This window comes from Leifsonia sp. GW821-FHT13C09 (genome assembly GCF_058806435.1).
In genome coordinates this window covers 598,304-619,806 of sequence record NZ_JBXAPS010000002.1, presented here as the reverse complement: position 1 = coordinate 619,806, position 21,503 = coordinate 598,304, and the positions used below count along the sequence as shown (strand labels likewise).

25 protein-coding genes are annotated in these 21,503 nt (G+C 69.8%); 17 read left to right on the top strand and 8 right to left on the bottom strand.

The window, feature by feature from the left end; genetic code table 11:
• Window positions 1–207: 207 nt before the first annotated feature.
• The 12 genes from AC1ROW_RS11245 (at window position 208) to AC1ROW_RS11190 (ending at window position 10,157) form a co-directional block, all read left to right on the top strand.
• Window positions 208–1,173: an alpha-ketoacid dehydrogenase subunit beta gene (locus AC1ROW_RS11245; protein WP_493019020.1), complete on the top strand. Its 966-nt coding sequence runs from the start codon at window positions 208–210 to the stop codon at window positions 1,171–1,173.
• A 27-nt stretch (window positions 1,174–1,200) separates the two neighbouring features.
• The gene (locus AC1ROW_RS11240) at window positions 1,201–2,604 is read left to right on the top strand and encodes a dihydrolipoamide acetyltransferase family protein (protein WP_493018970.1); all 1,404 of its coding nucleotides are present in this window, start codon (window positions 1,201–1,203) and stop codon (window positions 2,602–2,604) included.
• A gap of 151 nt (window positions 2,605–2,755) precedes the next feature.
• Entirely contained in the window at window positions 2,756–3,655 is a 900-nt protein-coding gene (locus AC1ROW_RS11235; RefSeq protein ID WP_493018969.1) for a metal ABC transporter solute-binding protein, Zn/Mn family, read from the top strand.
• Complete coding sequence (locus tag AC1ROW_RS11230) at window positions 3,652–4,512, top strand: metal ABC transporter ATP-binding protein (protein WP_493018968.1); 861 nt, start codon at window positions 3,652–3,654, stop codon at window positions 4,510–4,512. The genes AC1ROW_RS11235 and AC1ROW_RS11230 overlap by 4 nt, the downstream gene beginning before the upstream one ends.
• Entirely contained in the window at window positions 4,509–5,366 is an 858-nt protein-coding gene (locus tag AC1ROW_RS11225; protein WP_493018967.1) for a metal ABC transporter permease, read from the top strand. Before AC1ROW_RS11230 ends, AC1ROW_RS11225 begins: the two co-directional genes overlap by 4 nt.
• A gap of 9 nt (window positions 5,367–5,375) precedes the next feature.
• Complete coding sequence (locus tag AC1ROW_RS11220; RefSeq protein WP_493018966.1) at window positions 5,376–5,774, top strand: Fur family transcriptional regulator; 399 nt, start codon at window positions 5,376–5,378, stop codon at window positions 5,772–5,774.
• Between the two features lie 23 nt (window positions 5,775–5,797).
• Complete coding sequence (locus tag AC1ROW_RS11215; RefSeq protein ID WP_493018965.1) at window positions 5,798–6,538, top strand: PIN domain-containing protein; 741 nt, start codon at window positions 5,798–5,800, stop codon at window positions 6,536–6,538.
• A 261-nt stretch (window positions 6,539–6,799) separates the two neighbouring features.
• Entirely contained in the window at window positions 6,800–7,036 is a 237-nt protein-coding gene (gene rpmB, locus AC1ROW_RS11210) for a 50S ribosomal protein L28 (protein ID WP_018188988.1), read from the top strand.
• Between the two features lie 2 nt (window positions 7,037–7,038).
• Window positions 7,039–7,206, top strand: coding sequence for a 50S ribosomal protein L33 (gene rpmG, locus AC1ROW_RS11205; protein WP_055922173.1), 168 nt, complete (start codon window positions 7,039–7,041; stop codon window positions 7,204–7,206).
• A gap of 2 nt (window positions 7,207–7,208) precedes the next feature.
• Complete coding sequence (rpsN, locus tag AC1ROW_RS11200; RefSeq protein WP_185275678.1) at window positions 7,209–7,514, top strand: 30S ribosomal protein S14; 306 nt, start codon at window positions 7,209–7,211, stop codon at window positions 7,512–7,514.
• 256 nt (window positions 7,515–7,770) lie between these two features.
• Complete coding sequence (locus tag AC1ROW_RS11195) at window positions 7,771–8,055, top strand: HU family DNA-binding protein (RefSeq protein ID WP_369961780.1); 285 nt, start codon at window positions 7,771–7,773, stop codon at window positions 8,053–8,055.
• A gap of 128 nt (window positions 8,056–8,183) precedes the next feature.
• Complete coding sequence (locus AC1ROW_RS11190) at window positions 8,184–10,157, top strand: bifunctional copper resistance protein CopD/cytochrome c oxidase assembly protein (protein ID WP_493018964.1); 1,974 nt, start codon at window positions 8,184–8,186, stop codon at window positions 10,155–10,157.
• A gap of 128 nt (window positions 10,158–10,285) precedes the next feature.
• Here the strand turns inward: AC1ROW_RS11190 and AC1ROW_RS11185 are convergent, their stop codons facing one another.
• On the bottom strand, window positions 10,286–11,326 hold the full coding sequence (locus AC1ROW_RS11185; protein ID WP_493018963.1) for a hypothetical protein: 1,041 nt from the start codon (window positions 11,324–11,326) through the stop codon (window positions 10,286–10,288).
• A 92-nt stretch (window positions 11,327–11,418) separates the two neighbouring features.
• On the opposite strand from AC1ROW_RS11185, the gene AC1ROW_RS11180 reads away from it, so the two are divergent.
• Both AC1ROW_RS11180 and AC1ROW_RS11175 read left to right on the top strand, forming a co-directional pair.
• Window positions 11,419–12,723: an ATP-dependent DNA helicase gene (locus AC1ROW_RS11180; protein WP_493018962.1), complete on the top strand. Its 1,305-nt coding sequence runs from the start codon at window positions 11,419–11,421 to the stop codon at window positions 12,721–12,723.
• Window positions 12,724–12,817: 94 nt separating this feature from the next.
• On the top strand, window positions 12,818–13,174 hold the full coding sequence (locus tag AC1ROW_RS11175; RefSeq protein WP_493018961.1) for an FHA domain-containing protein: 357 nt from the start codon (window positions 12,818–12,820) through the stop codon (window positions 13,172–13,174).
• 37 nt (window positions 13,175–13,211) lie between these two features.
• Here AC1ROW_RS11175 and AC1ROW_RS11170 read toward each other — a convergent pair whose 3' ends face one another.
• Together AC1ROW_RS11170 and AC1ROW_RS11165 are read right to left on the bottom strand one after the other, a co-directional pair.
• Entirely contained in the window at window positions 13,212–13,730 is a 519-nt protein-coding gene (locus tag AC1ROW_RS11170) for a hypothetical protein (protein WP_493018960.1), read from the bottom strand.
• Window positions 13,731–13,753: 23 nt separating this feature from the next.
• Window positions 13,754–14,167 carry a DUF4383 domain-containing protein gene (locus tag AC1ROW_RS11165; RefSeq protein ID WP_493018959.1) on the bottom strand — a complete coding sequence of 138 codons (414 nt, stop codon included), beginning with the start codon at window positions 14,165–14,167 and terminating at the stop codon, window positions 13,754–13,756.
• A gap of 153 nt (window positions 14,168–14,320) precedes the next feature.
• Between AC1ROW_RS11165 and AC1ROW_RS11160 the strand changes: the two genes are divergently transcribed.
• Together AC1ROW_RS11160 and AC1ROW_RS11155 are read left to right on the top strand one after the other, a co-directional pair.
• Window positions 14,321–15,595, top strand: coding sequence for a serine hydrolase domain-containing protein (locus tag AC1ROW_RS11160; protein ID WP_493018958.1), 1,275 nt, complete (start codon window positions 14,321–14,323; stop codon window positions 15,593–15,595).
• Window positions 15,596–15,812: 217 nt separating this feature from the next.
• A complete protein-coding gene (locus AC1ROW_RS11155) occupies window positions 15,813–16,604 on the top strand; it encodes a sigma-70 family RNA polymerase sigma factor (RefSeq protein ID WP_493018957.1) in 792 nt (263 codons plus the stop codon).
• Window positions 16,605–16,611: 7 nt separating this feature from the next.
• Here AC1ROW_RS11155 and AC1ROW_RS11150 read toward each other — a convergent pair whose 3' ends face one another.
• The 5 genes from AC1ROW_RS11150 to flgN form a co-directional block, all read right to left on the bottom strand.
• Entirely contained in the window at window positions 16,612–17,043 is a 432-nt protein-coding gene (locus AC1ROW_RS11150; RefSeq protein ID WP_493018956.1) for a flagellar protein FlgN, read from the bottom strand.
• A gap of 130 nt (window positions 17,044–17,173) precedes the next feature.
• Complete coding sequence (locus AC1ROW_RS11145) at window positions 17,174–17,530, bottom strand: flagellar assembly protein FliW (protein ID WP_493018955.1); 357 nt, start codon at window positions 17,528–17,530, stop codon at window positions 17,174–17,176.
• Complete coding sequence (gene flgL, locus AC1ROW_RS11140) at window positions 17,527–18,411, bottom strand: flagellar hook-associated protein FlgL (RefSeq protein WP_493018954.1); 885 nt, start codon at window positions 18,409–18,411, stop codon at window positions 17,527–17,529. Before flgL ends, AC1ROW_RS11145 begins: the two co-directional genes overlap by 4 nt.
• Before the next feature lie 7 nt (window positions 18,412–18,418).
• Complete coding sequence (gene flgK / locus AC1ROW_RS11135) at window positions 18,419–19,849, bottom strand: flagellar hook-associated protein FlgK (RefSeq protein ID WP_493018953.1); 1,431 nt, start codon at window positions 19,847–19,849, stop codon at window positions 18,419–18,421.
• A gap of 13 nt (window positions 19,850–19,862) precedes the next feature.
• Window positions 19,863–20,348, bottom strand: coding sequence for a flagellar export chaperone FlgN (flgN, locus tag AC1ROW_RS11130; RefSeq protein ID WP_493018952.1), 486 nt, complete (start codon window positions 20,346–20,348; stop codon window positions 19,863–19,865).
• Window positions 20,349–20,572: 224 nt separating this feature from the next.
• On the opposite strand from flgN, the gene AC1ROW_RS11125 reads away from it, so the two are divergent.
• Complete coding sequence (locus tag AC1ROW_RS11125; RefSeq protein ID WP_493018951.1) at window positions 20,573–21,424, top strand: flagellin N-terminal helical domain-containing protein; 852 nt, start codon at window positions 20,573–20,575, stop codon at window positions 21,422–21,424.
• The last annotated feature ends 79 nt before the right edge of the window (window positions 21,425–21,503 follow it).

Below are 21,503 nucleotides of genomic sequence, written 5' to 3'. Positions count from 1 at the left end.
GAGATCGTGGAGAGCGACCCGGACTCCCGCGTGCTCGAGGAGCACGTGGCCGAGCAGGAGTGGACGCGCGAGTTCGTGGTCGAGAACGAGACGATCCCGGAGCAGGCGGAGGCGATCGACGCCGAGTCGGAGGTCGGTGAGCCCCAGTCCGGAGCAGCGGCCGAGACTGAGGCCCCCGCGGCGCCCGCCGGTCCGCGCATCCAGTCGATGCCGATGGTCAAGGCGCTCAACGCCGGCCTCCGGCGTGCGCTCGCCGCGGACCCGAAGGTCCTGCTGATGGGCGAGGACATCGGCCCGCTCGGCGGCGTCTTCCGCGTCACGGAGGGCCTGCAGGCCGAGTTCGGCGCGAAGCGCGTGCTCGACACCCCGCTCGCGGAGGCGGGCATCATCGGCTCGGCCATCGGCCTGGCGATGCGCGGCTACCGCCCGGTGGTGGAGATCCAGTTCAACGGCTTCGTCTTCCCCGGCTTCGACCAGATCACGACGCAGCTCGCCAAGCTGACCAACCGGCACAGCGGCGCGGTGTCCATGCCCGTCGTCATCCGCATCCCGCACGGCGGCCACATCGGCGCCGTCGAGCACCACCAGGAGGCTCCGGAGGCGTACTTCGCGCACACCGCGGGCCTGCGGATCGTCGCGCCGAGCACCCCGAACGACGCCTACTGGATGATCCAGGAGGCCATCGCCTCCGACGATCCCGTGATCTTCTTCGAGCCGATGAGCCGGTACTGGCCGAAGGGCGATGTCGACACCGAGGAGAACCCGGTGCCGCTGCACGCCAGCCGTGTGGTCCGCACCGGAACGGATGCGACGATCGTGGCGTGGGCGGGCATGGTCCCGGTCGCGCTGCGCGCCGCCGAGGTCGCCGCCGAGGAGGGCCGCAGCCTGGAGGTCGTCGACCTCCGCTCGCTCGCGCCCATCGACTACGCGCCGGTGCTCCAGTCGGTGCAGAAGACCGGCCGGCTCATCGTCGCCCAGGAGGCGCCCGGCACCGTGTCCGTGGCCTCGGAGGTCGCCGCGGTGGTGGCCGAGAAGGCCTTCTACTCGCTGGAGTCGCCCGTGCTGCGGGTCACCGGCTTCGACACCCCCTTCCCGCCGGCCAAGCTGGAAGGCGTCTACCTTCCGGACGCCGACCGCATCCTCGAAGCCGTCGACCGCGCGCTCGCGTACTGAGCCCGCGCCGAACGAAAGAAGCCGCACATGAGCGAGTCCCAGTTCCTGCTGCCCGACGTCGGCGAGGGTCTGACCGAGGCCGAGATCGTCTCGTGGAAGGTCGCGCCCGGTGAGCCGGTCGCGGTCAACCAGGTGATCGTGGAGATCGAGACCGCCAAGTCGCTCGTGGAGCTTCCTTCGCCGTTCGAGGGGACCGTCGCGGAGCTGCTCGTGTCCGAGGGCCAGACCGTGGAGGTCGGCACGCCGATCATCACGGTCACCGCCGGTGCTTCCGCTCCCGCCGCGCCGGCCGAGCCGGTGAGCGAGGTTGCCGAGGCCGAGGCCGACGCCGCGCAGACCGTGTCGCACGAGGCTGACGAGCCGAAGGCGGGCGCCGTGCTCGTCGGCTACGGGGCCGCGGGCCACGGGACCAGCCGCCGGCGCCGGGTGACGCACCCGGGGACGGCCTCCATCCCGGTGACCTTCACGCCGGCACCTGCCGCTCCTGCTGCTGCCGCTCCGGCCGCTCCCGCTGCTGCTCCGGCCGCCGGCTCCCCCGCTGCTGCTTCGGCCGCTTCCCCGGCCGGGCGCGCCCCCGTGATCGCAAAGCCGCCGATCCGCAAGCTGGCGAAGGACCTCGGTGTCGACCTCACGATCGTCACCCCGACCGGCCCGATCGGCGACATCACCCGGGAGGACGTGCTCCGGGAGGCCACCCAGGCGAGCGTGTTCCGCAACATCCAGACCCCCGCGTGGCCGGACGACCGCGAGGACCGCATCCCCGTGAAGGGCGTCCGCAAGGCGATCGCCAACGCGATGACGTCCAGCGCGTTCAGCGCCCCGCACGTCAGCCTGTTCGTGGACGTCGACGCCACCCGCACGATGGAGTTCGTCAAGCGGCTCAAGAGCTCGCCCGACTTCGCCGGCGTGAAGGTGTCGCCGCTGCTCATCGTGGCGAAGGCGATCATCTGGGCGGTGCGCCGCAACCCGACCGTCAACTCCACGTGGACGGACGAGGAGATCATCGTCCGGCACTACGTCAACCTCGGCATCGCCGCGGCGACACCGCGCGGGCTCATCGTCCCGAACGTCAAGGAGGCGCAGGGCATGACCCTGCTCGAGCTCGCCAAGGCGCTCGAGGAGCTGACGCTGATCGCGCGCGAAGGCAAGACGCCCCCGGCCGACATGGCCGGCGGCACGATCACCATCACGAACATCGGCGTGTTCGGGATGGACACCGGAACGCCCATCCTGAACCCGGGCGAGGTCGGAATCGTGGCGCTCGGCACCATCAAGCAGAAGCCGTGGGTCGTGGACGGCGAGGTGCGTCCGCGCTACGTCACGACCGTGGGCGCGTCGTTCGACCACCGCGTGGTGGACGGGGATGTGGCGTCCCGGTTCCTGGCGGACGTGGCCTCCATCATCGAGGAGCCCGCGCTGCTGCTCGACTGATCCCTCGACATTCGTGCCGAATGTCGCTTCTCGCGCGCTCAGAGTCGACATTCGTGCCGGATCGCGCGAGGGTCGTTAGTGATTTTGACAATCGTTCTCAATTAGGGATAGATTCGTGGTACACCCACGAAATTAGACAGGTCCTGTCCCCATGTTGAAGCGTTCCGTCTTCGCCATCGCCCTCGCTGCCGCGACCGTCGCCGCCCTCACGGGTTGCTCGGCGGGCTCATCAGCCGATGACGGGAAGATCCGTGTCGTCGCCAGCACCAACGTCTACGGCGACATCGCCTCCACCATCGCCGGCAGCGCAGTCCAGGTGACCGCCCTGATGTCCGACCCCGCTCAGGACCCGCACTCGTTCGAGGCGAGCGCACAGAGCCAGCTCGCCGTCTCGAAAGCCGACATCCTCATCGAGAACGGCGGCGGCTACGACGACTTCATGAACACCCTCCGCACCGGCTCGAAGAACACGAAGGCCACCGTGCTGAACGTGGTCGACATCTCGGGCAAGAAGGCCGTCGGGGGCGAGCTCAACGAGCACGTCTGGTACGACTTCCCCACCATCCAGAAGTTCACGACCACCGTGGCCGACGCGCTGTCGAAGGCCGACCCGGCCCAGAAGGCGACCTTCGCCACGAACGCCGAGGCCTTCTCCGGCAAGCTGGCCGCCCTGCAGAACCGGGAGGCCGGGCTGAAGGCGAAGTACGACGGTGCGGGCGTCGCGGTGACCGAGCCCGTCCCGCTCTACCTGCTGGAGTCCAGCGGGCTGGTCAACAAGACGCCGGAGAAGTTCAGTGCGGCCATCGAGTCGGGCACCGACGTGTCCCCGCTCGTGCTCAAGGAGACGCTGGCCCTCTTCGGCGGCCACCACGTGAGGCTGCTCGCCTACAACGAGCAGACCAGCGGGCCGGAGACCGACCGCCTGCGGGCGGCAGCGCAGGCGGCGGGCATCCCCGTCGTCCCCGTCACCGAGACATTGCCGAAGGACAAGGACTACGTGAGCTGGATGAACGCGAACCTCGACGCCGTGGGAGCGGCGCTCGCCAAGTGAGCGAGCCGATCGAGCTGGTTCCCCCGCCGGGCGAGCGCGACGTCGTGCTCAGCCTGCGCGACGCCGCCCTCGGCTTCGGCGACCGCACCCTCTGGAGCGGGCTCGACCTTGATGTGCACGCCGGCGAATTCGTCGCCGTGCTCGGGCCGAACGGCTCGGGCAAGACCAGCCTCCTGAAGACGATCCTCGGCCAGCAGCCGCTGGACTCCGGGAGCATCGTGCTCGACGGCCACCCGGTGCGGCGCGGTGACCGCCGCATCGGCTACATCCCGCAGCAGAAGCTGATCCCGGCCGGAACCCCGATGCGCGCCCGTGACCTCGTCGCGCTCGGCGTGAACGGACACCGCTGGGGACTCCCCTTCCCGAACCGCGCCGACCGCGCGCAGGTGGAGCAGCTCATCGACTCCGTCGGCGCTCGCCGGTACGCCGACACACCCGTCGGGTCGCTGTCCGGCGGCGAGCAGCAGCGGCTCCGGGTCGCGCAGGCGCTCGCCGGGGACCCGGCACTGCTGCTCTGCGACGAGCCGCTGCTGTCGCTCGACCTCCAGCACCAGCGCGGCGTGAGCGAGCTCATCGACCGACGCAGGCGCGAGCACGGCAGCGCTGTCGTGTTCGTCACGCACGACGTGAATCCGGTGCTCGGGATGGTGGACCGCGTCCTGTATCTGGCCGGCGGCCGGTTCCGCACGGGCACGCCCGACGAGGTGCTGCGCAGTGAGGTGCTGACCGACCTGTACGGCACGCCGGTGGACGTCATCCGGAGCCGCGGGCGCATCGTCGTCGTGGGCATCCCGGACGCGGAGACGCACTCGCACCACGAACACACCCGTTCCACCCACCCGGAGCCCGCCGCATGAACGACCTCTGGACGCAGCTCTTCAACTTCACCGACTACGGCGCGCTGCTCGCGCTGGTGCGCAACTCGATCTTCGCGGGCGCCGTCCTCGGCGTCGTCGGCGGTCTGATCGGCGTCTTCGTGATGCAGCGGGACATGGCGTTCGCTGTGCACGGGATCAGCGAGCTGTCCTTCGCGGGGGCTGCGGTCGCGCTGCTGTTCGGCGTGAACGTGGTCGCCGGGTCGCTCGTCGGGTCGCTGATCGCCGCCATCCTGATCGGCCTCCTCGGTGCGAAGGCGCGGGACCGCAACTCGATCATCGCGGTGCTGATGCCGTTCGGTTTGGGACTCGGAATCCTCGCGCTGGCGCTCTATCCGGGCCGCAGCGCCAACAAGTTCGGCCTGCTGACCGGCCAGATCGTGTCGGTCGACGACCCGCAGCTCGGCTCGCTCCTCGTCATCGGCGCGATCGTGCTGATCGCCCTGCTGCTGATGTGGCGCCCGCTCATGTTCGACAGCCTCGACGCCGACGTCGCCGCCTCCCGGGGCGTCCCCACCCGCTTCGTCGCGCTCGCCTTCATGGTGCTGCTCGGCCTCGCGGTCGCGGTGTCGGTGCAGATCGTCGGCGCGCTGCTGGTGCTGTCGCTGCTCGTCACGCCCGCGGCCGCGGCGATGCGCGTCTCGTCGTCGCCGCTGCTGGTGCCGCTGCTGAGCGTGGGCTTCGCCCTCCTCTCGGTGGTCGGCGGAATCCTGCTGGCGCTCGGCAGCTCGCTGCCGATCAGCCCCTACGTGACGACGATCTCGTTCCTGATCTACGTGGCCTGCCGGGTGCTGGGCGCCCGGGGTTCCCGGCGACTCGTGAGCCAGAGAGGCTAGCCTGGAACAGTGAAGCGCAACACCTGGCAGCGGGAGGCCGTCCGCGAGGCCCTGTCCTCGACGGAAGGCTTCATCAGCGCGCAGGGACTCCACCTGTCGCTGCACGAGACGGGCTCCCCGATCGGCCTTGCGACGGTCTACCGCGCGCTCGCCGACCTGGCCGCGGAAGGCGACGCGGACTCCTTGCAGTCGCCGGAAGGCGAGAGCCTGTACCGCGCATGCACGACCGGCCACCATCACCACCTGATCTGCCGCAAGTGCGGCCTGACGGTCGAGATCGAGGCCGACGAGGTCGAGCAGTGGGCGCGCGCGGCGGCGGCAGCGCACGGGTTCACGCAGGCGCAGCACGTGGTCGACGTGTTCGGGTTGTGCGCGGGATGCACGGCGAAGGCGGCGGTGGACGCCTGAAATGTAACCACTAGGATCGACAGATGCGTGTCGGTGTCTATGTGGACGGTTTCAACCTGTACTACGGTGCGCGAAAGCACTGTGGCCGCGGGATGACGGGATGGCGCTGGCTCGATCTCCGCAAGCTGGTCCAGCCGCTCGCCAAGTGGGGCGAGTCGGAGATCGCCCGCATCGTCTACTGCACCGCGCGGGTCGACGCCGCGGATAACGCGACCGGCAGTGTTGATCAGGCGATCTACCTCGAGGCGCTGAGCGAAGCGGGGAGCGTGGATGTCATCGCCGAGGGCCGCTATGTCTCGTGGGCGAAGCGGGAGCCCCTGGTCAACGAGGGAGTGGGAACGTTTCGGCCATCGGTCTATGTCCACTCCGACGAGACGTGGGACCCCCGCCTTCCACTGCGGAGTACCCCTCTGTCGTCCGAGCCTCAGTCGAGCGCGGTGATGGCAACCGTCCGGAAGCGCGAGGAGAAGGGGTCTGACGTCAACGTCGCCTCCCACCTGCTCTTCGATGTCCTGGTCGGCGTGGTCGATGCCGCGATCGTCGTCACCAACGACTTGGACCTCGAACTGCCGTTGCGCATGGCGCGGAGCCATGTGCCGGTGGGGACGGTGAATCCGTCGACCAACCCGACGGCCGGCGCCCTGGAGGGGCGATCCGGGGATAGGGTGGGGCGGCACTGGTGGCGGCGACTGACCGCCGAGGATTACCGCGCGGCGCAATTACCGGACACGGTCGCGCACCTGAGGAAGCCGACTGACTGGTGAGCGCCGAGGCAAAGAAAAGACCCGCCCTCACGTGGAGGAGCGGGTTGGCATCTAAAGTATGCCATGGGGAGCCGGCTGGAGCAAGCGCGAACGCGATTTGGCCCCACCGCCTCCCGTGCCGTAGCATGGATGTTTGGCTGAGTGGGCTCCTCCCACTCCGTTAGCCGTGTACGAAACCCCACACCTGAAAACGTGGGAAGTCGTGCGCCGACAAGTGACCTTGGGTGATGCAACTGCATCACGGTATTGGAGAAGAAAGCAATGGCAGCAGTGTGCCAGGTGACTGGAGCCGTTCCCGGCTTCGGTCACAACATCTCGCACTCGCACCGTCGCACGAAGCGCCGGTTCGACCCGAACATCCAGAAGAAGACGTACTACGTCCCGTCTCTTCGTCGTAACGTCACCCTGACGCTGAGCGCCAAGGGCATCAAGGTCATCGACGCCCGTGGCATCGAGTCCGTGGTGAAGGACCTCCTGGCCCGTGGGGAGAAGATCTAACAATGGCGAAGCAGCAGGACATCCGTCCGATCATCAAGCTCCGTTCGACGGCGGGCACCGGTTACACCTACGTGACCAAGAAGAACCGCCGCAACGACCCCGACCGTCTCGTGCTCAAGAAGTACGACCCCATCGTGCGCAAGCACGTCGACTTCCGAGAGGAGCGCTAAACATGGCCAAGACGTCCAAGATCGCCAAGAACGAGCAGCGCAAGGTCATCGTCGAGCGCTACGCCGCCAAGCGCGCCGAGCTGAAGAAGCAGCTCGTCGACCCGAACGGCACCGACGAGTCGCGTGAGGCCGCTCGCGTCGGCCTCCAGAAGCTCCCCCGCGACGCCTCCCCCATCCGCGTGCGCAACCGCGACGCGGTGGACGGCCGTCCCCGTGGAAACCTCAGCAAGTTCGGCATCTCGCGCGTCCGCTTCCGCGACATGGCGCACCGAGGCGAGCTGCCCGGCATCACCAAGTCGAGCTGGTAAGACCCCAGCGTCGGCTGCTGAGAAGCAGCGAACGACACCCTTTGGAGGGGCGTCCGGCACCGGCCGGGCGCCCCTTCGTCGTCCCCGGGCCTGGACACGCCCTGGCAAGAGGCGAAAAATCCGCGAGAATCCGCGTAATTCCGCGGGATTCTGATACATTCGAGGCGGTCAACCGACCAAACGTTACGGCCCACCGTGGCCTCAACCGTTCCACAAGAAGCTGAACAACCAGCACAAGGTCCGAGGAGGACACTCAATGGCTGACAACCTGAACAAGACCGAGCTCGTTGCTGCCGTCGCCGCGGCGTCGGGTCAGAGCCAGGCCACCGTCTCGAGCGTCGTCGACGCGTTCTTCGCCACGATCAGCGAGACCGTCAAGGGTGGCGGCAAGGTCACCATCCCGGGCTGGCTCGCCGCCGAGCGCACCGAGACCGCCGCTCGCACCGGCCGCAACCCGCAGACCGGCGAGGAGATCTCCATCCCGGCCGGCCACCGCGTCAAGCTGACCGCGGGCTCGAAGCTCAAGGCTGCCGTCAAGTAACAGCCTGAACCAGGCTCCACGGGGGCGGCGTCGCGACAGCGGTGCCGCCCCCGTTCCGTTGCCACGACAGGGATCCGCGCCGCCGCCCTGTGGGCAGGCGCACAGCAGTGGAGACGTAGGCTTGACGAGTGCCCAGACTTCTCCGCGTGATCGGTCCCGCCGTGCTGCTGGCGGCCGCTCTCGTCTCCGTGGTCGCGGCGCTCTCCTTCGGCGGAGGGGCCGCCGCGCCCCTCCTGCTCGACCCCGGCGCGCTCGTACGCTGGGGCCTCCCGATCTCGACGCTCGTCGTCAACCTCAGCCTCTCCGGAACCGTGGGCGCGCTGATCCTGGCCTGCTTCGCGTTCGGCGCGGACAGGGACGAGTACGGCACCGCGCTCGACTTCGCCGCCGCCTGCGCGGCCATCATGACGGTGGCCTCCGCCGTGACCGGCCTGTTCACGTTCGTCAGCGTCGCCAACGTGCCGTGGTCGTTCGACCAGACCTTCACCAACGGGCTGAGCTCGTTCATCACCAGCGTTTCGCTGGGGCAGGCGTGGCTCGGGATCACGCTCATCGCGGCGGCGGTCACGGTGCTGTGCTTCGCGGTGCGGAACCAGACGGCGATCGTCTTCGTCACCCTCCTGGCGATGGCCGCGGTGGTTCCGATGGCGCAGCAGGGGCACAGCTCGGAGGCGGCGGGACACGACGCCGCGGTGACCTCGTTCGGCCTGCACGTGCTGTTCGCCGCGATCTGGCTGGGCGGCCTCCTCACCCTCATCGTCATCAAGCGCACGCTGGGCGATGGCCGGCTGGTGACGGTGCTGGAGCGGTACTCCAGCATCGCGCTCATCTGCTTCATCGTCGTGGCCACCTCGGGGTACGTGAACGCCGAGCTGCGCGTCGGGACGCTGGCCGAGCTGGCGACGCCGTACGGCATCCTGGTGCTCGTCAAGGTCGCCGCGCTCGTCGTGCTCGGGCTGTTCGGGCTCATGCAGCGCCGCGTCCTCATCGACCGGCTGAAGCGGCTCGGCGAGGGCCGCACGTTCTGGTGGATCGTCACCGCCGAGCTGGCCTTCATGGGCATCGCGTCCGGTGTGGCCGCGGCGCTCGCCCGCACCGTGACGCCGGTGCCGCAGACGCGGGCCGCGACGCCGACGCCGGCGGAGATCCTCACCGGGGAGAAGCTACCGCCCGAGCTCACCTGGGGGCGGCTGTTCACGACCTGGAACTTCGACCTGCTCTGGGTGCTCGGCTGCGGCTTCGCGCTGTTCTTCTACCTCGCCGGCGTCTGGCGGCTGCACAAGCGCGGCGACGCCTGGCCGATCTACCGCACGATCCTCTGGACGCTCGGCATCGTCCTGCTCTTCTACATCACCAACGGTGGCGTCAACGTCTACGAGAAGTACCTGTTCTCGGCGCACATGTCGGCGCACATGGTCCTGACGATGGCGGTGCCCCTGCTGCTCGTGCCCGGCGCGCCGGTGACGCTCGCCGCCCGGGCGATCCGCAAACGGCAGGACGGCACGCGCGGCGGCCGCGAGTGGATCCTGCTCGCGGTGCACTCCCGGTTCGCGGCGATCATCTCGCATCCGCTGGTCGCGGCGGGACTGTTCGCGGGGTCGCTCTGGGCGTTCTATTACACGCCGCTCATCCGCTGGGCGACGACCGACCACATCGGTCACGAGTGGATGGTCGTGCACTTCCTGATCACCGGCTACCTGTTCGTGCAGTCGCTGATCGGTATCGACCCGGTCAAGTACCGGCTGCCCTACCCGTTCCGGCTGTTGCTGCTGCTCGGCACGATGGCCTTCCACGCCTTCTTCGGGCTGTCGATCATGCAGATGAACGGCCTCCTGCTCGCCGACTGGTTCGGCGCGATGGGCCGGACGTGGGGCGCGGCGCCGCTCGTCGACCAGCAGACCGGCGGCGGGATCGCGTGGAGCATCGGTGAGATCCCGACGGTCATCCTGGCGATCGTGGTGGCGATCCAGTGGAGCCGCAGCGACGAGCGCGAGACCAAGCGGCAGGACCGCAACGCCGACCGCACGGGCGACACGGAGCTGAAGGCGTACAACGAGCAGCTCGCCCGCCTCGCCGCCAGGGACGGCACCGCGCAGCGCTAGCCACCGCGGCGTGCACATTCGTGACGAATCGCGGTTCTGCGGCGCGCCAACATTCGGGACGAATCGCGGCTTTGGCGCGGCTTTTGACGCGATTCGTGACGAATCGGGGCATTGAGGGGTGGTGGGCGCTAGCCGCCGACGACGATGTCGAGGGAGCCGTCGGGACGGATGGTGACGCTGGTGAGGGAGACGGCGAACTTCTCGTCGGACTCGCGGTGCTCGATGCTGCCGTCGAAGATGGACTGCACCGTCACGGAGAGGTGAGCGACCCCGACGGCCTGCGACATCGTCCAGGAGGAGTCGCCCGCCACGAGGTGGACCTCGGGGTACTCCTCGATCTTCCAGGTGGGCGCGCCCTGCACGCGGTCGTCGATCACCACGCCGAACGGGCACCCAGCGGGCTGCAGGACCTGCTGCTTCGCGCACTCGTCGAGGAAGCCGTTCAGCTCCTTCTGCACGGCCGCCGTGAAGGCGGCGTTCGGTTGCGCGTCCACCGTCGCCTCCACTGTGGCGACCGGAGCGGTCGCGACGTCCACCGGCGCGGCGTGCGTGTACCTGTCGGAGTGGCCCAGCACGTAGAGCGACGGCGCGGGGACCAGGTAGCCGGCGCTCACGCTGAAGGCGGTCGCCGGCTGCGACGGGGCCGCCGCGCGCGGGCTCACGGTGCGGCCGCCGACCGTGAAGGTCTGCGCGTGCGCGACGGTGATGTGCGCGACGCCGACCGGGGTGCGTGCGAACTCCCAGGTCGGCAGGAGGCCGAGGACGGCGCCGGTCTGGCGCAGCTCGAACGCGGCGGTGACCGGGTGGCCGTCGGCGACGACGCGCACGGTGACCGTGCGACGGCCGCCCGCGCTCGCCGTGTCGGACACGACGCGGGTGTCGGTGTAGTCCGGCAGCAGGTCGGAGCGCAGCAGCTCGGCGGAGGCGTCCGCGGGCAGCCCGGCGGCGGCCAGCGCCTGCTTGGTGGGCGCCGCCCCCGGCATCGCGAGCGCGCTGGTCAGATCGTGCGAGGCGAGCGAGCCGACGTAGGCGGAGACGAAGCCCTCCGGGCTGTAGAAGGCCCGCTGGACGGCGCCGAGCGCGGCGATGAACGCGGCGACGAGGAGGACCCCCAGGCCCGCCCAGAGCAGCGCCGGCCGGAGCCCGCCGAGCCTGCCGTCCCCACCCATAGCTGCCATCCTATGGGCCTGTGAATAAGCCGCCGCGGCGCTGCACGCGGGGTTAGAGTAGTTCGGCAGGTCGCGCGAGGGAAGGGATCCGGATGGGCGGACTCTCGCTCTCGCCCGAGCAGCGGGCGGTGTTCGAGCTGATCGAGCACACGCGTGACCACGTGTTCGTCACCGGCAGGGCCGGCACCGGCAAATCCACGCTGCTCAACCACCTGTCGTGGAACACCGAGAAGTCGATCGTCATCGCTGCGCCGACCGGGGTGGCCGCGCTGAACGTCGGCGGCCAGACCATCCACTCGCTGTTCAAGCTGCCGATCGGGGTCATCGCCGACCACGACATCGAGCAGACCACCGAGCTGCGCAAGCTGCTGAACAGCATCGACACCCTCGTGATCGACGAGGTCTCGATGGTGAACGCAGACCTGATGGACGCGGTCGACCGCAGCCTCCGCCAGGCCAGGCAGCGGCCGAAGGAGGTCTTCGGCGGCGTCCAGATCGTGCTGTTCGGGGACCCGTACCAGCTCGCACCCGTGCCGGGCGACCATGAGGAGCGCGCCTACTTCGCCGACACCTACCGGTCGATGTGGTTCTTCGACGCGAAGGTGTGGCGGGAGGCCGACCTCCAGATCGTGGAGCTGCTGCAGGTGCACCGGCAGCACGAGTCCGACTTCCGCTACATGCTCAACGCCGTGCGGCACGGCCAGGTGACGAAGGAGATCGCCGACCGGCTGAACGAGGTGGGCGCCCGGCCCGCGCCGCGCGACGGCACGATCACGCTCGCGACCCGCAACGACACCGTGAACCGCATCAACACGCTGGCGCTGGAGCGCCTCCCCGGCCGCCCGCTGACGGCCAAGGCCGAGGTGAGCGGCGACTTCGGCGGCCGCAACTACCCGGCGGAGGAGGTGCTCGAACTGAAGGTCGGCGCGCAGGTGATGTTCCTGCGCAACGACGTCGGCCAGGGCGACGGCCCGCGCTGGGTGAACGGCACCATCGGCACCGTGACGCGTATCGACTCCAACGTCTACGTGGAGGTCGACGGCCAGGTGCACGAGGTCGAGCCGGCGATCTGGGAGAAGTACCGCTACAGCTACTCCCCCGAGACCAAGAAGCTGACGAAGGACGTGGTCGCCGAGTTCACGCAGTTCCCGCTGCGGCTGGCCTGGGCCGTGACCATCCACAAGTCGCAGGGCAAGACCTACGACGCGGCGATCGTGGACCTCGGCGCCCGTGCGTTCACCTCAGGCCAGACCTACGTCGCGCTCAGCCGGATCACCAGCCTGGAGGGCCTCTACCTGACCCGGCCGCTGCGTCCGAGCGACATCACGGTGGACCCGGACGTGGAGCGCTTCATGCGCGACGCCCGGTCGATGCGGGTGCCGGTCTCCGCGGAGTGACCGGTCGGGCCCCGGCCGGATCCTAGGGAGCGCGGCCTCCGTCATGGCATGCTGGGCGGGGCGCTTTCGGGTGCGCCGACGAGAGGAGACGCCGATGGCGGTGATGTTCGCACTGGATCTGAGCGACGGGCAGCACGTGGAGACGTCGGGCAACGGTGTGATCGGGCGGAATCCTGCCTCCCACACGCCGGGCACCGAGTTCGACGACCCCGCGCACGTCGAGCTGGTGACCGTGGCGGACGACGCCAAGTCGGTCTCCCGTGCCCACCTCGCGTTCGGGCAGTACGACGGGATCTTCTGGGTGATGGACCTCGGCTCCGCCAATGGCACGACGATCACCTACCCGGGCGAGGGCACCTTCGCGTGCGACCCGAACACGCGGCACGAGGTCGACCCCGGGTCGATCGTCCGGTTCGGGAACGCGTCGTTCGCGCTGAGCCGCCGGAGCTGAGCAGCCGGAACTGAGCCGCCGGAGCTGAGCCGACCGCTCAGTGGTGGTGGTGCACCGTCACGGCCGCGACGCCCGCGTCGGTGGCGCCGAGCGCGGGAACGGTCACCGCGCAGACCGCGCACGCACTGACCGCAAGCGCCGCCACGAACCGGAGCGCGCCGGTCCCCTCCCGCGCGGGCCGGCCGCGCCGCAGGACGACCGCGGCGACCGCCGCCACGACGACGTCGAGCAGCGATGCCGCGCCCATCGGCAGGAAGGGGAGCGTGAGCACCGTGCCCGACGTCGCCGTGGCGCCGGCCGTGGCGAGGGCGGCCCAGATCCCGAGCGGCGCCAGCGCCAGCGCGGGGATCAGGCCGAACAGCGGAGGCCGCTCGCGGGCCAGCGCGAGGACGGCCCAGGTCAGCTCCGCGGCGGCGACCGCCACCAGGAGCGCGAGCAGCGGGAGGGGTGCGCTGGGGGCCAGTGCCGCGTGCAGCAGCCCGGCCCCCAGCGCGGCCACGGCGAGGACGGCCCTGGTCGCCGGAGCGACAGGGACGGACTCCTTCATCCTGCTCATGGGAAGCGCCGTGGCCCAGCCGGTCAGACGGTCGCCGAAGTGGCGCGCACAGTCCGCTCGGCGCCGAGACCGACACCGAGGAGCACGATCGCGCTCACCAAGTGGAGGAAGTGGTCGGGGGTGTTCAGCGCCAGGATGTTGGCGCCCGTCCCGACGAGGAAGAAGCCGACGATACCCAGGAGCAGGTAGACGGCTCCGACCGTGGTGTTGACGGCCTTCGCTGCGGCGAGCCTGGTGAGGCCGGCGATGAGCAGCGCCGCGCCGATCAGCAGGTGGGCCACGTTGTGCAGCGGGTTGACCTCGAAGATGCCGAGGATCAGGCCGCCCTGGGTGGCCACGAAGCCGACGCCGCCGGTGAAGGCGAAGCCGAGCAGGCCGACGAGCAGGTAGACCGCGCCGAAGATGGTGGCGACGAGGCGGTTCGGTGATGTGCGCATGTGTCGTTCCTCCTTGGAAGACGGCGCGCGGCGTGCGCGCCTCATCCAGACATTCGGGGCCGTCGGCGGATCGGATTGGACACGGATCCTGGGACTCCGCGCCGGTGCCGCCGCAGGCTACAATCGCTGCCACAGGAGCGTCGGGGGGATGCGATGGGACGAGGGACCGGTCTCCGCAGAATCGTCCTCGCGGCCTGCGCCGCTGCGGCAGCGCTCAGCCTCGCCGCGTGCGGCAACACGGGGGCGAACCCCGACTTCCCGCCGCAGCAGCAGGGCCCGCTCCCCCCGGCCACGGTGACGCGGCTCACGGCGGCCGTGACGGACGCGGTCGCGCTCTCCGGAGGGTCGGCCGCCCTCGTCGGCGTGTGGGCGCCGTGGGCGGGCAGCTGGACGTCCGCGATCGGCACCACGACGCGCGGCGGGTCCGTGCCGGTCACCCCTGCCATGACCTTCCGCGCGGGACAGATCACCACCGCGATGAGCTGCACCGTGCTCCTCGAGCTGGTCGACGAGGGCACCGTGGAGCTCGACGACCCGGTCTCGAAGTGGATTCCGGGTCTGGTGGGCGTGGGCGGGGTGACCCTGCGCGAGCTGTGCCAGAACACCTCGGGGTTCGGCGACTACGTGTCGGCCCTGCGCGGCGAGTTCCTGGCCAACCCGGAACGCTACTGGCCGCCGCTCGAGCTCGTGAGCGACGGCGTCGCGATGGCGCGCACGGGAAAGCCGGGCGAGAAGTTCAGCCCGTCGCAGACGAACGCCCTGCTGCTCGGGATGGCGCTGCAGAGTGCGACCGGAACAGGCTGGGAGCAGCTCTACCAGCGCAATGTCTTCGGCCGGCTCGGGATGTCGGCGAGCGTGCTCCCCGATGCCGGCGTCCACACGGTTCCCGGCCCGCATCCGGCCGGGTACGCCGCACCGCTCGACGACAACGGGTCTCCCGTGTGCGGCAAGCTGCGGGACATCACGGCGCTGTCGCCATCGCTCGGCTGGACGGCGGCCGGCGTGGTCTCGAACGTCGCCGACCTGAAGGTGTTCGCGCAGGCGCTTGCCAGCGGGTCGCTGCTGAGCAGCAGTTCGGCGGACGCGCAGGCGAAGACCGTGGGCGCGGGCGCCTCCTGGCTGGGCTACGGTCTCGGCATGCAGGTCGTCGGTCCGCTCCGCGGGGCGTCGGGGGCCGTCCCCGGCTATCTGTCGGCGATGTACGCCGACCCGTCCTCCGGGCTGACCGTCGGCGTGGCGCTCAACGACTCGACCCCGGGCGCCGGCTTCGCGCAGGCGCTCGCCGAACGCCTCGCCTCCATCGTGTCCAAGGTGCCGGCGGTGCAGAAGGGCGCCAAGGTGGTGGCCTCGCTGCCCTGGTCGGAGGACCAGGCCGCTGCCGCCATGAAGGCCGCGGCCCCGTGCCCGGTGAAGGGCGCCGCGGGCTGACGGCGGAGCATAGCGGATGGGTGCGTGATAGCAATGCATTCATTTGTCACCCGACTTGGGTCGTTACAGAAAGCAAGCCGGACCAGTAATTTCAAGAGTGCCGAAGCGTCTACCCCCGAACCCGGGCGCTGAGGTGAAGTGCGCACCCGAGCGTGATTTACACCCACCGCAACCCGCCGTGGTCCGTGCCCTAGGACCGCGAACGACTGAGGAACACGTGAACACACACTCGCGCGATCAGCTCGTCATCGAGCACCTGCCGCTCGTCGGCTACATCGTCTCCGACCTCTGCAACCGCGGCACGCACCTCGACAGGGACGAGCTGGCCTCCGCCGGGCAGTTCGCCCTGTTCCAGGCTTCCCGCTCGTTCGACCCCGACCGCGGCGTGCCCTTCGGCGCGTACGCCCGCACCCGCATCTCGGGAGCGCTGGCGGACGAGCTGCGCTCGCAGGACTGGGTCTCGCGCGGCACGCGCACGAAGATCAAGGAGACGCTGGCGATCCGGGACGGGCTCTACCAGACGCTCGGCCGGACCCCCACGATCGACGAGATGGCCGCCTCCCTCGGCGTGGACCGCGCGACGGTCGTCGCCACCCTTCGCGAGTCCGCGACGGGTCCCGTCGCGATCGAGGAGCGGTCGGACGAGCTGGTCTCGGCGATCCTCGGCCCGGAGGAGTCTGCGGAGACGTCGGAGCGCGAGGCGTTCCTCCGCGCGGCGGTGGACGCCCTTCCCGAGCGGCTGCACCTGATCGTCACCCGGCTCTTCTTCGAGGACCGTCAGGTCAAGGACGTGGCCGCCGAGCTCGGTGTGACCCACGCGGCCGTGTCGCTGGCGCGCACCGAGGCGATGAAGCTGCTGCACGAGGGTTGGCTCCTGCACTTCGACCGGGACGCGGGCGTGCTCCCGCTGCCCGACCGGAACCCCCGCACGAAGCGGTCGGCTTACCTCGCCAAGCTCGCTGAGTTCACCGCGCACCCGGCCGCGGTCACCGAGCGCGTGACCGCCTGACCCGTCCTCAGAGGACGGTGTCGATCAGCCGGGCGCTCTGCTCGGTGTGGTCGATCTCGCCGTTCGCGCGGTAGGTGGCGTTCGTCTGCGCCCGCACCTCGCGGATCTCGGTGATCACGTCGACCAGCGCGCGCAGGTGGTCGGTGAAGATCTCGGCCCACATTGGGCTCGGCGCGTTCTCGGCGAGGTCGCGCAGCAGGGCGCCCCGGGGAAGGCCCCAGGACTCGCCGAGGCTGGAGATCGCGACGGCGGTCGACAGGCTGGACGTCCCGAGCCGTCCGGTCACCACCTCGATCTCGCGGGCGGCGTGTGCGAGCCACCGCGTCATCCCGGCCGTGCGCAGCAGCCGCTCCTCCTCGTACTTGAAGAGCAGCATCTCGAGGAGCTCCCGCTGACGCCAGAGCTGCGCTGTCAGCTCGTTGGCCTCGTTCGTCGTCATGGGCGGTTCCATTCGTGAAGCGCACGTCGGGTGGTCGGCCCGGCTGGGGCCGCGTTGCATACACCATACTCACCGTCTCGGCGTGAACCGAGGGTGGGTTGTGGAAGAGTTCGTGCCGCGATGGCGGCTCTCACGCCGTGCGGCGCAATGGCACCTGCACCCGCCCGATGTCGTCGGCGGCGATGACCTGCTCGCCGGTGCGTGAGTCCGGGTCGATGAGGATGGGGGCGAGGAGGTTGACGGTCACCTCGTCGGCGTGCGGCGTCACGACCAGGAAGACGCCGGACTCCCGGCCGGCGGGACGGCCGAGCTCCTCCACGTACTCCGGCAGGTACGCGGCCGCGTCGACCAGGAACAGCCGGATCGCGGGCTCCTCGCTCGCCCGGAGCGTATAGGTGTCGCGCGCGCCGTCGAGCGGCGCGAAGTCGTACTCGGTGAACGACCCGAGACCGGCGAGCGGTTCCTGGAAGCTGATCTGCACTGTCATCGGAGGTAGTCCATCAAGGTCGGCTGGATGCTTTTGGCGGTGACGGCGAGGGCGGTCTGGTAGGCGACCTGCTGCGTCTGCATCTCCAGGATGGCATGCGCGGCGTCCACGTTCTGGATGCCGTTCTGCGTGGTCTGCAGTGTCGTCGCCTGCGTGGTGAGCGCCGAGGTCGCCCCGGTGAGCTGGTTCTGCGCGCTGCCGACGGTCGCCTCCGCACCCCGGATGTTCGCCGCGACGGCGTCGATGGCGGTGAGCTGACCGCCCACGTTCCCTCCGCTGCTCACAGCGCTCGCGATCGAGTCGATCAGCGCGAAGACCGAGGACGATCCCGCGCCGAGCACCGATGACCCGTCGACATCCACGCGGACCGTGGTGTCCGTGCCGACGCGGCGGTTCACGGACGACCCGGCCGTCCCGTTGAACGAGTAGTCGGCGTTGAACGCGCTGCCCGAGTCGCTGGTCCCGGCGAAGACGCTGCGACCCTGGTACTGGGTGTTCGCCAGCGTCATCATCGTCTGCTTCAGCGATTGGAGCTGGGTGGCGATGGCCGCGCGCGAGGACGGGTTCTGCGTGGCCGTGTTGGCTGCCTGCACCGTCAGGTCGCGGACCTGATTGAGCGCGTCGTTCATCGACGTCAAGGCGCTGCCCGCCGTCGCCAGCCAAGCCGCGCCGTCGCCGGCGTTCCGCTGGTACTGCGTGTTCTGCGCGAGCTGCCGCTGCAGGTCGAGCAGGGTCGCGGCGCCGGCGGGGTCGTCGGACGGCTTGCTGATGGCGAGCCCGCTGGCCACCTGCTCGTCGAGCTGGTTGAGCCTCTGCGCGCTGAGCTGGAGGTTGCGCTGGGCCGACGCGAGCTGCGTCGACTCGGTGACACGGAATGACATGTTCGGCCTATCCCAATCCGACGAGTCCGGTGTGGTTGATGAGCTGATCGAGGATGGAGTCGAGTGCGGTCATGACGCGCGCCGAGCCCTGGTAGGCGTGCTGGTACGCGATCAGGTTCATGTTCTCCTCGTCGAGGCTCACCGACTCCTGCGACGACTGCGCGTTCGTGGCGGCGGCCTGGGCGCTCTGATCGAGCGAGGACTGCTGCGTCGCGTTGCTCGTCGCGGTGCCGAGTGCGATGACGCCGGTCGACCAGGCGACGTCGGGCGATCCTGCGCCGGTGCCCAGCTGGCCGATGGCGTCGGCGATCGACCCGTCGGCCGCGCCGGCACCGGACGCCGCGACGGCGACGCCGGACGGGCCGGTCGCGAGCACGCTCAGGCCGAGCGCCGCCGGACCGGTCGCCGACATTCCGAAGAACGCGACGTTCGTGGCGCCCGTGGAGGTCGTCCCGGTGACGCTGACGGCGTTCACCTGCTGGGCGAGGGAGGTCGCGAGGGTGTTCAGCTTCGCCGCGGTCTCCGCGATCGCGCCGCCGTTGCCGGACGGAGTGGCCGGGGCCAGGAGGGAGAGGTCGCCGGCGAGCTTGCCGGAGCTGAGCGAGACCGGGCCGGCGCCGTCGGACCACTGCACTCCGGCCGGTGCGGTCGCGGCGCCCTCCAGGGTCGTCGATCCGGTCACCGTCAGCGAGCGGGCGACGGTGCCCTGCACCAGGCCGGCGCCGCCGATGTTCACGGTCACCGTCTGGTCGGCGTTGTTCACGACGGACGCGCCGGAGAGCGAGGCGAGCTCGGTCAAGAGGGTGCTGCGCTGGGTGACGAGCGCGTTGACGTCGCCGCCGGACGCGGCGATCGAGCGGATCTGACCGTTGAGCTGGGCGACCTTGGCGGCGTCCGCGTTCACCTGTCCTGCGGCGGTGGCCAGATCCTGCCGGGTCTGCGACCACTGGGACTGCACCGACCGGTAGGCGGTGGCGATCTGACCGACGAGGGAGCCCGCCTTGCCGAGCAGGGCGGCGACCGGGGCGGCCGCGCCCGGCTGGTTTGACACATCCTGCCAGGCCGACCAGAACTTCGACAGCGAACCGGAGATCGCGTCGCCGCTCGGCTCGCCGAGGGTCGACTCCAGCGCGCTCAGGCCCGAGGCCGTGACGCCGCTGTAGCCGGCTGCTGCGCCGGCGGACCGGGCCTGGGCGTCCAGCAGGGCCGAGCCGAGCTGGACGATACCGGCGACGCGCACGCCCTGACCGGCGGTGGCCGGCTGCGCGAACGGGCCGACCTGGGCGGGGCCGCCGACGGCCTCCAGGTCGACCTGCTGGCGGACGTAGCCCGGGGTGGTCGAGTTGGCGATGTTGTCACCGGTGACCTCGATGCCGGCCTGAGCCGCGGCGAGGCCGGAGAAGGCGGTGTTGAGGGAGCCGAGAAGGTTGCCGGACACGGTGGTTGGTCTCCTAGAGGGTCGCGTCGACGAGGCGGGCGCGTGCCGAGGGAAGGTCCGTCGTCCCGTCGGAGGTGTAGACCGACGCGCCGTCCGAGACGGCGTCGAACGTGTCCTGGGCGGCGCGAAGCGCGTTCCGGAGCAACCGGTCGTTGCCGGCGCGCACGGTGCGGATCTCCCGGGTGAGCGAGACGAGCGCCTCCAGATGGGCCGAGAAGATGCCCTGCCAGGCGCCTTCCGGCGCACCGGCCGCGAGCTCGCGGAGACGGGTGTCGGCGGGGAGGCTCCACTCGATCGCGAGCGCCGACGCGGCGACGCTCATCGAGAGGGTGGCGGTGCGCAGCCGCTCGATCACGACCTCCGCCTCGCGGGTGGCGTGCGGCACCCAGCGGGCCTTGCCCGAGGCCAGGAGCAGCTGCTCGACCTCGAATTTGTAGAGCAGCAGCTCCAGGAGCTCTCTCTGACGCCAGAGCTCGTTCGACAGTTCGTTGGCGCCCACCGCGCTCTCACGCTCCCATCAGCCATCCATAGCAAGGGCACACACGTTGTCTGCCGTACCTTCCGCTATCGGCAGGAGCGGGGTGCTTGTAAGCATTTCGGGGGACACCGAAGACATTTCGATCGCGTGCTTACATCGGTGGCCGAACGGCCGATAGGACCATTCGTCGGCCCACGGATGGACCGGCTCTGCACACTCTCACGGAGGAATCGAACATCATGGCTATGACCATCAACACCAACCTGAGCGCACTGTCGGTCACGAACTCGCTCAACCTCAACCAGGCCGCTCTGCAGAGCAGCATGAACAAGCTGTCCTCGGGCTCGCAGCTCAACACCGCTGCCGACAACCCGGCCGGCCTCGCGATCTCGCAGGGCCTGCAGGCGCAGATCGGCGGCCTCAACCAGGCCGCGCAGAACACCGCCAGCGGCATCAACCTGATCCAGACCGCCTCCGGCGCGCTGTCCCAGGTGTCCAACGTCCTGCAGACGATCAACAGCCTCGCCGTCCAGGCCGCGAACGACACGAACAACGCCGCGTCGCGCACGGATATCCAGACGCAGGTCACGGCGCTCGTCAACCAGCTCACCTCGATCGGCACGTCCACGAACTTCAACGGGGTCAACCTGCTCGACGGTTCGGCCACGGCGCTGAACTTCCAGACGGGCGCCAACGCGTCGGACTCTGTCACGCTCAACCTCGGCAGTGCGGACATCAAGAAGCTCGCGTCGGGCGGGGTCACGGTCGGCGCCGCGACGGTCGACCTCAGCACGCTGAAGTTCGACACCGCCGCAAACGCCCAGGCCTCGATCACCACCGTCCAGAACGCGATCCAGTACGTGTCGACCGCGCAGGCGACCCTCGGCGCGACCCAGAACGTGCTGACCGCGACCGCGCAGAACATCGCGGTCAACGCGCAGAACCTGACCGCCGCCAACTCGCAGATCGCGGACACCGACATGGCGTCCGAGATGGCGAAGTACAGCAAGGAGAACGTGCTCATGCAGGCCGGCACCGCGATGCTCTCGCAGGCCAACCAGCAGAGCCAGCTCATCCTCAAGCTGCTCCAGGGCTGACGCCCTCAGGCGGGCGGCGACGGATTCGGGTTCCGTCTACGCCCAACCCCCACACCCCGAGAGAAGATCTGAGGGGTTC